The organism is Leptospira congkakensis (assembly GCF_004770265.1).
GTDB classification, from domain to species: Bacteria; Spirochaetota; Leptospiria; order Leptospirales; family Leptospiraceae; genus Leptospira_A; species Leptospira_A congkakensis.
The window spans coordinates 34410-48515 of record NZ_RQGQ01000011.1 but is presented as its reverse complement, the minus strand read 5'-3'; the positions used below and the strand labels follow the sequence as shown (position 1 = coordinate 48515).

Below are 14106 nucleotides of genomic sequence, written 5' to 3'. Positions count from 1 at the left end.
AAATGGCTATCCTCATTCCTCTCGTCTTTCTATTTTCTTATTTTTTCATCCGCAAAATCTGGTTCCAACTTCGGAAAATTCGAACTGTTGGAACCATTGAGCGGATCGAACTTGGATACATTCGCCCCAATCTCATCCTCCCTGAAGTCAAAGTTTACTATAAATACTACTTCCAATCCGGGCTTTATTTCGGGTCGGGTTACCTCAACATATCCGATTTTCTCACAAACCAAGAATTCCATGTCCATTTAGGGCCGGAAGATAACCCGATTTTGTATACAGCGGACTCGGAAATCATCACCGAAGAACATATCGAACATTACTTGCTTTCTAAAGGGGGAAGCGTTTTTCTATACCTGGACCCCATCGAACCCTATCATTCCAGGATAGATTCGGTTAATTTGAACTCCATTACAGTCCCTTCGGATCTTTTATGAAACATTTGATTTACGCTTTCGCTATTACTTGTCTTTTCGTAACATCCCTTTACTCTCAAGAAAAAGAACAGGTTGGTTCTGCTTACTTTCAGGCTGTCGATGAATATAAAGTAAAAAATTATAACAAATCCATTGAACTTGTCAAAAGTCTTTTGACCGATGGAAAGTCGTCTTACGAATTTTATGCACTTTTGGCATTTAACTATGACAAGTTGAATGATTTCGAAAATTCTTATAAAAATATTCTAGAAGCAAGAAAACGTAAACCCGACGACGAAGACCTCTTACAAGGTAGTCTTGCGATTTTGACTCGTCATAAAAAATGGAAACCGGCCATTGAGCTTGCTGAAAAAACAATTCCGTTGTTCCCACAAAATCCAGAAGTCAGATATTTTTACGCACTAGCACTTTCTGAAAAAGGTGCTTCTAAAACTGCACTTTCTCAAATTGAAAAAGCAAAAGCAGGAAGTCCTAGTGACTTTCGTATGTTAGAGTTAGAAGGGAAAATTTATTATAACCTAAAAAATTATGACAAAGCTGATGTGAGTTTGCGTTGGGCTTCTTCTTTAAATCAAAACTCACCTGAAATTTGGAACAACTTAGCTCTCGTTCAAGAATCCCTTTACAAAACAAATAAAAAATTGGGTAAGAAGTCTCAAGCAAACACCTATTTGGCGGAAGCTAAAGAATGCATTCAAAAAGCATCCAACTTAAATGGGGAAAGTAATACAATCAAAGAAAATTCTAAACGGATCGTAGCACTCAGCGACTTGTGAAAATTAAGTTTCATACACTTGGTTGTCGGTTGAATTTTTTTGAAACCGACGGTATGTATTCTGTTCTGAAAGACAAAGGTTTTTCCTTGGCAGAAGCGGAGGAAAAGGCTGAATACATTGTCGTGAATACATGTACGGTCACGAACAAAGCGGATGTAAAAAATAGAAATATTATTCGGAATGCTATTCGTACAAATCCAGGTGCCAAAGTGTATGTGACTGGATGTTATGCGGAAACGGATAAGGAAATTTTACAAAATATTCCTGGTGTGTTTGGAGTATTTGGAAATACAGAAAAAAGTTCTCTCCCGTATAAAATCCTAGAAGATTGGGAAGGTAAAAAAATTGAAACAAACAACCTTTCCTTCGATCGTTTTTCTTATTCCGATGTATTACCAGAAGGTCACACCCGTGCCTATTTAAAAATCCAAGACGGATGTAACAGAAAATGTTCTTATTGCAAAATTCCTGCCGCAAGAGGCCTTGGGGTTAGCAGAAATTATAACGATGTTTTAGACCAAGTTAGATATCTCCAAGACAATGGGGTTGGTGAAATCCAGCTAACAGGTGTAAATCTGGGATGGTACCGGTTAGAAAATGGGGAAAAAGGTTTTTTAAATCTTCTAGAAGATATTCTAAAAATCTTAGAATATTCTAGAATTCGTTTATCTTCCATTGAACCACCTGACGTAGGATCTGGATTACTAGATTTAATGAAACATCCTAGGTTCTGTAAATTTTTACACATTCCGATTCAAAGTGGAAGTCGTAAAATTTTAAAAGATATGAAAAGAACCTATCATCCCGATGCTTTTCGCACAAGAATCGAACTAGCCAAAGAAAAACTTCCGAATTTATTCCTCGGAACTGATGTGATTGTTGGTTTTCCTTCCGAATCAGAAGTTGAGTTCCAGGAAACAAAACAATTGTTAGTAGAGCTTGGATTTGCAAAACTCCATGTATTTCCCTATTCAGTTAGAAAAGGCACCAGTGCCGAATCTTTTGGAGATCCCATCCCAGGAGATGAGAAAAAACGTCGCGTTTTAGATTTGATGTCACTCAGTTCGGAACTTCATACCAAATATGCAGAAACTGTCATTGGGAAAACATACGAAGCCATCCTCGAAAGTGATGGAAGGTTTGTGACTGATAATTATCTCAAAGGTAGACTGGCTGATTCTTTTTCTTTTGATACTCTTCAAAAAGGCCAATTTGTAGATGTTAGGTGTTTGGAATATAAACCCGCCAAAGATAGAGAAGGTGAGTTTGTATTCGGACTTTCTCTTTAGTTAGTTCTAAAAAATCATTTAAAAGATATTTTATTTAACGAAATCCTTTTTTTCAGAAAAAAATCTGTAGAAAAAGAATTTTCAAAACTTTTCGATCACTGGCTAATAGGTCATCATGGATCGTAAGAAACTATATCTTTTTGGCTCTGTCATTGTAATCATTCTAATATCGGTTTTTTTCTTTCTATCTCGAACTTCAAGGACGAGTCGAGTGTTAGTCGAAAGAGGATCCCTTGTGGAAGCTGTCTACGCTTTGGGTACGGTAAAACCAGTCGATAATTTCATTCTAAAATTTGGAATCGCCGCCTCTGTCCGAGAGATTTTTGTAGAGGAGGGGCAAACGGTAAAAAAAGGCCAAGCCCTTCTGACTAACGATTCAGGGATTACTTTTCGTTCTCCGTTAGATGGAACCTTAACCAAACTGAATGTGGCAAAAAATGAAACGGCTATGCCAGGTCTTCCTTTATTAGAAATTCAAAATTTAAAGTCTGTTTATATTTCCGTATCTCTGGATCAAGAATCGGCATTAAGAGTGAAACCTGGAATGCAAGTTCAACTGAGTTTTGAATCGATCAGGGGAAATGTGTATAAAGGAAAAGTCGAAAGGATTTATCCTTCCAATGGACAATTTTTAGTCCGAATCGAAGCAGATGAACTACCAGAAGGTATTTTACCTGATATGACAACGGATGTTGCTATCGAAGTTTCTTCTAAAGAAAATGTTGTACTCGTTCCACTAGTTTCCGTTGATAGAGGGAAAATTACAAGGTTTCGCGATGGAAACAAAGATAAAATTGAAATTCGGATAGGAGCCATTAATTCAGAGTTTGGTGAACTTATACAAGGAGATTTGAAAGAAGGCGACGAAGTATTGGTTAAAAACTAAAATGTTATTCCTTGCGTTTAGACAAATTTTATCGAGACCACAACAATCGATTCTAACATTGATTGGGATAGTTCTAGGAACGGCTGGTTATATTGTTTTTTCGGGAATTATGTTAGGATTCCAAGCAGTAATCACGGATCAATTGGTGAATTCCGATGGACAAATTAAAATTTCTCCTAAGGACGAACTTGTTACCGAACGAACTTTTGAAGATGTTTTTTTTCAAGGTAAGATAGTGAGATGGTTGTCTCCTCCTTCGGGCCGAACCGATAATTCTAGATTAACGAATGTGATTGGTTGGATGGATAAACTTTCTAATGATCATAGAATTTTATCTTTTGCACCTCAACTATCGAAAGAAGTTATTTTTGTGAATGGAAAAACTGCTGCACCAGCAAGATTTGTCGGTGTTGATCCCAATATCCAACCTAAAGTAACAAACCTAAGTGATTATATTGTCGAAGGGAGTTTGTCTGATTTATCTCGTGGAACATCCCTTGTGATCATGGGGGAAGGAGTCTTAAATAAACTTGGTGCCAAAATGGGAGATACAATCTCTGTGTACATTCCTGGTACTGACTTGATCCCTGTAAAAGTTGTTGGAATTTTGAGCACAGGAAATCGGCTCATCGATGAAGTGACTGTATACTCCTCTTTATCTTCCGTCCAAAGTATTACAAAATCAAGTGGTGAAATTTCGCAAATCATTGTTAAAATTAAAGACATCCGAGTTGCTGCTGAAATTGCCGAAGATTTACGATACTTTAGCAAAGACAAGGTGGAAAGTTGGGATGAAGTGAATGCGAGTATTTTACAAGTTTTTAAAACGCAAGACATTGTTCGAAATTCAACAACCTTTACCATCATCCTCGTTGTTGCTTTCGGAATTTATAATATTTTGAATATGGTGGTAAACCAGAAGAAAAAGGAAGTGGCAATTCTTCGTTCTATTGGTTTTGATGAAAAGGATACAATTCAACTTTTTATTTTTCAAGGTTTGTTTTTAGGAACCCTTGGCGCTATTATTGGTATATTTGTTGGAATTCTCGGATGTTATTATATTGATGGAATACCCATTGGAGATCCGAAACAAAATTCGAAAGCCCTTATGAAAACCATGATGATATCCTGGGACTGGATGATTTATGTAAAAGGATTTTTTATCGCAGTTCTTAGTGCATCAATTGCGAGTTACATTCCTGCTCGGATGGCCAGTCATCTTTCGCCTGTTGATATCATTCGAGGAGCAACATAATGTTAGGAATCGAAGCCAAACATATTTGTAAATCCTTTGGAGTTCCACCGCAAGATATACTTAAGGATGTTTCCTTAGAAATTCAAATGGGTGATTTTGTTGCGCTGACTGGAAAGTCTGGATCAGGAAAATCAACACTCCTTTATATCGTCAGTGGCCTTGACAATCCAACAAGTGGCGAAGTGAAATTAGGGGGAAGTTCTCTTTTGGGAATGGGAAGTAAAGAGATCCATAGTTTAAGAAATTTATCTATTGGATTCGTCTTTCAATTTCATTATTTACTCCCTGAACTTACTGGGCTCGAAAATATCACCATGCCAGCAAGAAAAACCGGAACCCATAAAATGATGGAAGAGTATGCTCTTCACTTGATGGAAAGTTTTTCTGTTTTGCACTGTAAGGATAAATTCCCAAGTCAGATGTCTGGTGGTGAAGGGCAAAGGGTTGCGATAGCAAGGGCTCTGATTCAGAAACCCAAATTCCTTTTTGCTGATGAACCAACGGGGAATCTTGATACGAATAACGGAGATAAGGTGATGGATATTTTTAAACGTATCAATAAGGAGGATGGAACCACAATTTTGTTTGTAACACATGACCCTGATTATGCGGGACTAGCTAGCCGTCGTGTCCATATGGTGGACGGGAAAATTGCAGAAATTTCCTGAAATATCTGTTATATTGGTTTAATTCCGATTCTATAGCAGATATTTTCCAAAAAAAATGATGAATTCGGAGGTTCATTACCGACCTTGGTAGAAGATATGTTTGAACACTTTGAAACTGACGCCATTCGCATCCAAACCAAACGAACCGGGGAAAAAGAACATTCCACCCCGCTCTTTTTAACATCTAGTTTTGTTTTTGATGATGCGGAACATGCGAGAGCCCTCTTTGCAGAAGAGGTTACTGGGAACCAATACACTAGATTTTCCAATCCGAATACTACTGAGCTAATCGAAAAAATGTGTTCTCTCGAGCACACTGAGGATGGAATCGCCACTGCCTCTGGAATGTCTGCTGTGTTTACTTCTGTGTTTGGACTTATCAAATCTGGTGATCATATCGTATCGGCTCGTGCTATTTTTGGATCAACTCATCAAATATTTGCAAATATTTTACCAAGGTTTGGTGTGACAACGACCTATGTAGATATCAACAAACCTGAGTTATGGGAAGCGGCTTTTCAGGAAAATACAAAAATCGTGTATATTGAAACACCTTCTAATCCAGGACTTGATATTGTTGATTTGGCTTGGGTAGCTTCGCTTTGTAAAAAGAAAAAAGCCATTTTGATTGTTGATAATTGTTTTTGCTCTCCGTATATCCAAAGGCCTGCTGATTTTGGTGCTGACATAGTCATTCATTCCGCAACGAAATACTTAGATGGTCAAGGTCGGGTGATTGCTGGTATTATTTTAGGAAAAAAAGAATTCATCCAACCCATTCGTTACATGGCTCGTAACACAGGACCATCATTATCTCCCATGAATGCTTGGATTATTTCCAAAAGTTTGGAGACACTAGCGGTGAGAATGGACAGACATTCTGAAAATGCAATCAAGTTAGCTGAATTTTTGGCTGAGTCTACCGATGTGGAACTTGTTCGATATCCATTTCTGCCAAATGACCCTGGTTATGCGATTGCAAAAAAACAAATGAAATCTGGCGGGGGAATTGTATCTTTTGTCATTAAAGGTGGAGTAGAAAGAGCAAGAAAGTTTTTAGATGCTTTACAATGGTTTTCTCTAACTGCTAACTTAGGTGATACTAGAACCACCGTGACTCATCCAACTTCCACTACTCATTCTAAATTAACAGAAGAAGAAAGAGCTGCTGTTGGTATTTTGCCTGGTCTGATCCGTGTTTCCGTCGGTTTAGAACATATTGATGATATTATTTTGGAAGTGAAACAGGCACTTTCCAATTCAAAGTAAAAAGTATATAACGAGAGTTCTTTTTTTCATATAAGGACTCTTGTAATAACTTTTTAGCATGCACAGAAAGTATCGGGCCTTTGGTCGTTAACTGTTCTTCGAATGTGCGAACATATTGTTCGTCCGGATCCACTTCTATTTCCCACAAAAATTCCTGAATCAATTCTTTGTTTGGTTTGTAGTTAAACCAAACAAAATGTGAATTTTTCGGTTTGATCCTAGTATCTAAATATTCTTCGGTGAGACTTGTATTCACAACTCTTCCGACTGTCGATTCTTCTAAAAGGATTGGGGTTTTATTATTTTTGAAAATAGCATAAAAACGTAAGTAAACTTTAGGAACGATATATGTAGGAAATTCATGACCGACACCAATACTCTTCAGTTCCGCTCGTATTTGGTATTCGCCATTTTTTTCTTTAATTTCCCAACTTGGTAACAATGCATTTTGTACAAAAGTTTTATCATGGATCCCCTTCCAGGAATGTTCTCTATCTGGCATATGACAGTTTTGGCATTGGATTCCTTCTTTGGCAAAAGGACTCATTTTCCATTCACTGTAAACTTCCATCATTCGTTTTCCATTCAGTTGAATCCCTTCTTCTTTGCTTTCATGACAAGACTTACAAAACTCTGAAGTTTCAAATTCCATCTTCGCAACATAACCGTTATGTGGAAGTTGTCCAGTGGTGATTTCTTTGTTTGGATTTTTTCTGGGAGGAGGGCCAAATCGGATTTGATTTCGGATATGGCAAGAGGCACATAGTATGGATGGATTTTCTATCCCTTCTGGAAAATTATGAGATTTTGAATTGAGAATTCCACTCGTTTGATATTCCGAATCAAGTTCGGATTTAGTTTCAGCTAAGGGAGAGTGGCAATTGAAACAAGACCTGAATTCTTCTTTGGTTAAGATTTCCTTCTGCCATAAAAAACCACTACTGATCGAACCTGCATGGAAACTTTTTTCCCAATTCTGAAACTGAACTTTATGACAAGTGGCACAAGATGATGGGTCCAAGTTTTTTTCTAGGGAGGAAAAATGGGAAGGGGGAACTCCTTGTTCTGGTATTGGATGATTCCAATGTGATTGTAAAAAATTAGAATCAGAACAACTTACGAACATGAAAAAAAGAAAAAGAATGTTCGTAAGTTGAAATGTTTGGAATCTCACAGTAAGTAGATTCTATTTAATTGACTAACCTCCGCAAGCATTTCCTCCGCCGCCAGTAGGTGCGCCGCCACCGCCACCAGAGGCTGCTGCAGAAGAAGATCCTCTTAAAAATGCTTTGTCTTCCGTTCGAAGTTTATTTGAACTTTTGACATACTGTCTGGCAACATCGAGTTGGTAGTTAGGAATATTGGCATCTGCGTTTGAAGTATTATTTTCAGAAAGAGTTGCAATATCTGTTCTCCAATAGGAAGCAGGTTGGCTGATGGCACTTGGACTTGATCCAGAGGAAGGAGTTTTTAATCCAAGGGCACCATATTGTTTCCAACCACCTTCGTATAGTCTAGTTGGTTTCCCAAGAACTTGGTGTAAAATAAACCATACTAAAGATCCTTTGGTTGCATCTTCTCCATATACATAAATCTGTTTTCCGGATTGGTATCCCGTATTATTCAGATAGGTTTGGAGTTGGCTGAAAGATTTGAATTGGAAGGTTGTTCCATCATACAAATCTGTTGGTATCAAATTGGATGCAGATTTGATCCTTCCTTCAAAAGTAGTCACACAAGTATTACTCACAAATGTTGAATTTGTTTTTGTTGTGCAGTTTGCATACTTGGAACCGGCTGCTGTTGAGTTGGCTGTTCCCGTATAAGATGCATTTGGTCTTCCATCGATTATATAAAAGCCTTCAGAAGGAACCGGATCTACTTCTTCGAAATTAGTGTTCCCATTTTTAATAGAATGTATGACATCTCCAATCGTTAGTTGTAAAACAGTATGATCCCGATACAAGGTTTTAATATTCCCTGATCGATTGCTATTTACATAAGTATAAGAGGGAGTTGTAAACAAAAGATTGGCCGCAGTTAAATCAGCAATAGAACCGTTCAGAATTGCTAGTCTTTCCTTTGGAAATCCCCAATAAAGAAGAGAGTAATAAGCAAAAGTTGCAGAAGAAAGATTGGCAAGAGAAGACGTATCTTGGGCAAACACAACATAATCAATTGTCGGATCGACTCCATAAATCGCCAAAAAGTCAGTAATCTTTTTTCCTTTTGGAACAATCCCATCCACTGCCAAAACACCATCATCTCTAGTTTCTGTTAAGAGATCCGGAAGATTGGCGATAGGATAAGAAAAGGTCTTTTTCCCATCAAAGAACACGTAACGTCCGCTAGCAGATCCAGAAGTTTGAATTTGGAAAATTACTAAATTTCCAGAAACCTCTGCTGGATGGTTATTTGTCCAATTAGACAAAAAACGTGAAAACTTTGTCGATGTGATAAGCCCACTATCGTTCAAATTAAAATCCGAGTTGGAAAGGGTTGCCAGTTCTGCTGGAGAATAAACACGGAATAAAAATGGAGTAAGATCCAATTTCATACTCTGTGGTAGGAATAAATATTCCGGTAGACCTTTACAACCAAACATTTGAATGAAAATTAGACTAATTAATGTTAAATATTTAAATTTCATTGGATTACCCTCAAAGATTGTATGGAAGTGTTGCTGCAAATCCCACAGTTTTTAATCTAGCAGTGTTATAACCTGCGATTGTTTCTGAATAGAATAGAGTGTAGAAGTTCCCAAAACTATCTTGGTAACTTAAGCCGACTTCCGCGTTATGAAAATCCTCTTTTCTTCCCCAAGCTGGACGTTCATTTTGTACGTAAACATCATAAGGATTCACTCCGTAAACTGATGGCTGCGGGAAACGAGTCATGTTCCATGGTGGTTGTTGCCTTGGATCGGCATAAGCATAACCACCTTGCCCTACTTGTCCACGGAGACCAACTGTCAGAAACACAGATTCAAAAAAACGTTTGTAAAAGGCTGAGTAATACAAGATATCATCAGGAACTGGGTTTTCTCTTTTTCGGTAGGAAAATTCACCAAGTCCTCCTAATCCCCAGACTCCAAAATCTTTAGCTAAATAAAGATTCACCTCTCCACCACTGGCACCGTCACCCAGGGACTGAGGGTTTCTATCGTAATCTCCTCGTTTGATCCCTCCGATACGAAGTGAGATGGTTGGCATCCAACGGTATTTAGAATCGAATTCGTCCAAAATTTTGTAACGGATTCCAAATCTTGTGTCCATAAATCCATATTTATCGGGAACATCGGGAGTTTGTTGTAAACCCAAATACCGATTAAAAACTCGATGTCGACCTAATTTTCCAAACCCAAATGTAAAATCTGCGGTTAGGCGATCTGTGATTCCGTATTCTAGGGCTAAGTTAGCAACCGACAAACGAACGTTATCATCGTATTTTGCTTTTTGTCCGGCTAGGAATGCACTGTCGTATTCAGAGTGAATGAAAACAGGCCGTACCCAAAGTTGTCTTTCGTATGGTGCCCAAGCTTGTTGTGCGTAAATACTGGGTGTAACAAAAACGGATAAAAATGATATGTATTTTAAAAAGTTAAAGAAAGATTTCATTGTTTATTCCTTCTTCTTCTCTGGAAGTTTCACATTAAATCTAACTTGAACAAAGTATTCAAGTGCTGTGATTTGTTCTTCTGTCAATTTTCCCGCAAAATCAGGAAGATTTACTCTTCTTTTTTCTGTATTTGGCAAACTACCTTGTAAGTATTCCAATCGTTCTTCTTGTTCGATCAATTTTACATTCGGTTGTTTTTCTAAAGTCAGATCTTGATTGTAGACTGCTTTTCCTAAATGGTATTTTTCTCTATCTTGTCCTTGTGGAATGTTTGCGATACCACCACCACCAATCCCTCCAGAGGCGAAGGAGGATGAGATCAAAAGTAGATTAAAAAATAAAAATGTTATTAAGTTCTTCATATAACTTTCCCTGCGAATCGATTTTTATATTTTTAAAAGAGGGATGTTGGATCATCCCTCTCTGTTTTAAATTTTCTTTTAGCGTTTGTAAGCTTTATCTTCTTCGATAATTTTTCTAGAAGTAGTAGCGAATGTGTTTAAGTTTGTTGGAAGATTTGGATCCACGTCACCAGCCACATTGTAAGTAATTACTTCAGATAACTCAGGAAGATCTGTACGGTATGGAGAGTCAGATGGTAGTTTTGGAGCTGGCCCACCACCTGTTAAACTACCCCATTCAATCCAACTTCCATCATAATAAGTAGATGGATATCCGAGGATTGCAATGTAAGAGAATCCTGTTACTTGTGATCGATTGTTTGTTCGGCAAAGTTGAATTGCTGTTTGGCCAACTTGGTAACCTTTTCCATCATAATATGCTATTAGGTCTGCTTTAGATTTGAATCTAAATTCTGTATCTAATAAGTCAGTCCATCTAAGTTCTTTAGCACCTTTGATACGGCCTTCAAAACCAACATATTTTCCTGCCACTTCAGAAGCGGTACTTCGGATCACACCATTGTACTCGTTGCTGCTTCCAGAAGAAGATCTTGCATCGGAGATAAATACACTCGAAGTAAGCCCAGCAATGGTTACATTATTAGGATTTTTCACAGCAGTGATGACATCTTCTACTGGTAACATAAGAATAGTGTTATCAACTCGGAGAGATTTCACCGAATAACGATTGCTGTAACTTGGAGGAGTGTTTGTTGTAGAACTGAAAGGAACAAAGTTTCCATCTGTTACAGCCAGTCTAGGTAGTGTTCCATTTAGGAAGGCCAGATTTTTATGATCAAATCCCCAATAACGGAAAGTATAAAATCCACGGAGTGTTCCTTGGACGTGACTGTTGGCATTGGCAGAAGAAACAAAGACAACTAGGTCATTGTTTGGATCAATTCCATAACGATTGAGAATGGTATCCACTTTGGCTCCATTCGCGATGATAGAAACTGTATCACTGAGTCCGCTGCTTCGTTTTTGACTGAATCCATCTCCACCATCCAAAGCACTGGCTCCATCAGCGAAAGTAAAGGAATACACAACAACGTCATTTCCGTTCCCAGCAATGTATTCTTTTCCAGCAGTAGCGCTGGCACCGTTTTGTAAGATGACTAATTTACCATTGATACCAGCAGGTTTAGTCCCAGACCAATTGTTGACCCACTTACCTAAGGTAGATGGAGTGATAAGACCATATTCATTTAGATTATAATCGTCGTTAGATGCTTTTGCTAACTCGGCTGCACTATTCACCTTAATCCCTGAGGAAAGGGCAAGAGCTGCCAGTAGCAAGTTCTGTGTGTCATTGTTTTTTGCTCCACCGCAGGCTCCGATGAACCCCGCGGTAATAAGAGCAATCGACTTGTATAGTAGATTGGTTTTCATTTGTTAATCCTTAGATTTTATTCCCGTTTCCCCCCTGTAGGGGTTGCACCAGAGTTAGGAAACATGGTAAGGTCAGTTTTTAAAAGCCGGGGGAATGGGAGAATACTTTATCTTATATATTGAACGATAATTCCTATATAACGCCCAATATATTACCGTGATGTGCATTCTTTTGGTCGTCCCCGTTTTCCTGAATGGAGATTTCTTTTTTGATTCGAAGCATTTCTAACGCGCTTTTTTGGAAGCGATCCAAAGGAATTTGGATTCTTCTCCGAATTCATTTTCTATGAATTCTAATTCCGCAATGGGAAAAAAGGCACTGTCTGCTGGTTCCAAAACGATCTCTTTGGTTTTTAATTTGATTTTGGTTTTTCCGGAGACTTGATAGATTTTGATATCAAAAGCAGTTGGTAAGTGGCCGAACTGGGAGACCTTTCCTTGTGTCAGTTTCCATTCGACAAGACTCAAACGATCTCTTTCTTCTTGGTAAAAAACCCTTGATTCTGCTGTATTTTTAGGCGATATCCAACGTTTGCCTTCGTTGGATCCAATAAAACGAGGGGACTGGGCAAAAAGATCAGGGATCATTTCTCCAATAGGAATCCTTAACGATTTAGACAATTTCCACAAGATCCCAATACTGGGTGTGGTTTTTCCTGACTCGATAAGTCCTAACATTCCTCGACTAACAGTTGATAGTTGTGAAAGTTTTTCCATGGATAAACCAAGTTCTAACCTTCTGCGTTTTAAGGTCTCCCCAAGGACAACCGTTAGCACTTCATCGACATTTCTTTCGTTTTCTGTTGTGGCAGAAAAACTTTCAATTTCTGTTTCCATACCCAATACTTCCCTTAGGGGCTATGTTTGATATATTGGATATTTTGTAAAGTAAAATGAATATTTGTCTAAAATGCCAGGTGAGACAGATTAGGGAAATTAGGGCTTCAGACAAGAGGATGGAGTTTGGGATTTCATAGAAATAGCTAAATTCCAGTCCCAAACGGGCAGAGGTGAGGTAGGAGAGTTGAGGGATAGATACCAAAATCCAAGGAAAAATTCTTTCTGATTTTGAAGTGACTAGGATAGGAAGGAGGATTAAAAAATACCAAGGGTTGTATACTGGGAGTAAACAAAGAGAAAGATATCCAAACAAAAAATATAAATCTAATTTCCTAGAGGTGGATTGGAGTTTGCGAAATTGATTTTTTTTCTCGAGGTTGATGAATAAAAAAATCAACATACTAGACAATAAAAACATAAGTGGAAATGTTCTTAGATCCATGACCCCAAATATTTTCCAGAATGGTTCATAAAACTGATTGAATTTGAAACTTCCACCAAATCTTAGTAAGTTGGTAAATCCAAAGTCGTTTGAGTTTGGAAAAATTAAGTAATAGATGAAATAAAAAATAAAAAATCCAAAAACAAAAGACAAACCAACCATTAGCCATTCTTTCCAATCCTTTTTCCAAGTTTTGAATGGTATATTTTGGATCAGATACATAAAATAGCATAGAGAAAAGAATTTAATATGAACAGCGAGACCAAAGATAAAACTCGAAAGGGAATATCTTTTATTTTTGAGAGTATTTAAAAAAATCCAAAAAAGAGAAAGAATCAATATTTCAAAATGATAGTTTAAATATACTTCTTTGATTAAAATTGGAAAAATCCAATACAGGAGTGGAAACTTGAAGGGTTTACCTTTCGAATATAATAAAAAACTGAATGTTTCGAAAATGAGATAACTAAGTTTTAAAAAAACTCCTGAAAAACCTGGAGAAAATAAGGCAAAATAGAGTAAAACGAAAGGTGTGTAAATTGTTGTCCAATCAGGATGATTGATTTGCGATAAAATCTCTGTTTCTATTTCACTTAAGTTAGATTTTTGAAATGAATTTTCTGGAGCTATTTCATACGGAGATTCTCCAGCTCGAATAAAATTTCCTTCCCATAAATATCTGGCCCAATCGTCTTCCCAAACGGGAGGAAGAAAAATAAATATTACACGAAGGCTAAGCCCAAGGAGAAAAATTTCCGTTTTGTATTTTTTAAAAAAAGATTTAGGAAGGGTTACCATCCAAAAAAAGAGAATGGTAACCAAAGAAATACTTA

Annotated in this window: 14 protein-coding genes; 7 read left to right on the top strand and 7 right to left on the bottom strand. The window is 37.5% G+C overall.

What is annotated here, in order from left to right:
- The first annotated feature begins 2 nt into the window (after positions 1-2).
- The 7 genes from EHQ70_RS07525 to EHQ70_RS07495 all read left to right on the top strand — a co-directional run bounded on the left by EHQ70_RS07525 (position 3) and on the right by EHQ70_RS07495 (position 6580).
- Positions 3-437 (top strand): hypothetical protein, encoded by a 435-nt coding sequence (locus tag EHQ70_RS07525; RefSeq protein ID WP_135585065.1) that lies wholly within the window; start codon positions 3-5, stop codon positions 435-437.
- Entirely contained in the window at positions 434-1213 is a 780-nt protein-coding gene (locus EHQ70_RS07520; protein WP_135585063.1) for a tetratricopeptide repeat protein, read from the top strand. The genes EHQ70_RS07525 and EHQ70_RS07520 overlap by 4 nt, the downstream gene beginning before the upstream one ends.
- Complete coding sequence (gene mtaB / locus EHQ70_RS07515) at positions 1210-2502, top strand: tRNA (N(6)-L-threonylcarbamoyladenosine(37)-C(2))-methylthiotransferase MtaB (RefSeq protein ID WP_135585061.1); 1293 nt, start codon at positions 1210-1212, stop codon at positions 2500-2502. Before EHQ70_RS07520 ends, mtaB begins: the two co-directional genes overlap by 4 nt.
- A 115-nt stretch (positions 2503-2617) precedes the next feature.
- Positions 2618-3388, top strand: a complete 771-nt coding sequence (locus tag EHQ70_RS07510) for an efflux RND transporter periplasmic adaptor subunit (RefSeq protein WP_135585059.1) — start codon at positions 2618-2620, stop codon at positions 3386-3388.
- A gap of 1 nt (position 3389) precedes the next feature.
- Positions 3390-4643, top strand: a complete 1254-nt coding sequence (locus EHQ70_RS07505; RefSeq protein WP_135585057.1) for an ABC transporter permease — start codon at positions 3390-3392, stop codon at positions 4641-4643.
- Positions 4643-5311, top strand: coding sequence for an ABC transporter ATP-binding protein (locus EHQ70_RS07500; protein ID WP_135585055.1), 669 nt, complete (start codon positions 4643-4645; stop codon positions 5309-5311). The genes EHQ70_RS07505 and EHQ70_RS07500 overlap by 1 nt, the downstream gene beginning before the upstream one ends.
- 96 nt (positions 5312-5407) lie before the next feature.
- Positions 5408-6580: a trans-sulfuration enzyme family protein gene (locus tag EHQ70_RS07495; protein ID WP_135585053.1), complete on the top strand. Its 1173-nt coding sequence runs from the start codon at positions 5408-5410 to the stop codon at positions 6578-6580.
- Here the strand turns inward: EHQ70_RS07495 and EHQ70_RS07490 are convergent.
- From EHQ70_RS07490 to EHQ70_RS07460, 7 genes are all read right to left on the bottom strand, one after another.
- On the bottom strand, positions 6540-7601 hold the full coding sequence (locus EHQ70_RS07490; protein ID WP_244288255.1) for a multiheme c-type cytochrome: 1062 nt from the start codon (positions 7599-7601) through the stop codon (positions 6540-6542). The two genes, EHQ70_RS07495 and EHQ70_RS07490, sit on opposite strands and share 41 nt — an antisense overlap.
- A 177-nt stretch (positions 7602-7778) precedes the next feature.
- A complete protein-coding gene (locus EHQ70_RS07485; RefSeq protein WP_135585049.1) occupies positions 7779-9230 on the bottom strand; it encodes a rhodanese-like domain-containing protein in 1452 nt (483 codons plus the stop codon).
- Between the two features lie 10 nt (positions 9231-9240).
- Entirely contained in the window at positions 9241-10197 is a 957-nt protein-coding gene (locus tag EHQ70_RS07480) for a hypothetical protein (protein ID WP_135585047.1), read from the bottom strand.
- A gap of 3 nt (positions 10198-10200) precedes the next feature.
- Positions 10201-10560 carry a hypothetical protein gene (locus tag EHQ70_RS07475; RefSeq protein ID WP_135585045.1) on the bottom strand — a complete coding sequence of 120 codons (360 nt, stop codon included), beginning with the start codon at positions 10558-10560 and terminating at the stop codon, positions 10201-10203.
- Positions 10561-10638: 78 nt separating this feature from the next.
- A complete protein-coding gene (locus EHQ70_RS07470) occupies positions 10639-11991 on the bottom strand; it encodes a rhodanese (RefSeq protein WP_135585043.1) in 1353 nt (450 codons plus the stop codon).
- 225 nt (positions 11992-12216) lie between these two features.
- Positions 12217-12828 (bottom strand): helix-turn-helix domain-containing protein, encoded by a 612-nt coding sequence (locus EHQ70_RS07465; protein WP_135585041.1) that lies wholly within the window; start codon positions 12826-12828, stop codon positions 12217-12219.
- A complete protein-coding gene (locus EHQ70_RS07460) occupies positions 12812-14095 on the bottom strand; it encodes a hypothetical protein (protein WP_244288254.1) in 1284 nt (427 codons plus the stop codon). The genes EHQ70_RS07465 and EHQ70_RS07460 overlap by 17 nt, the downstream gene beginning before the upstream one ends.
- Positions 14096-14106 lie beyond the last annotated feature (11 nt).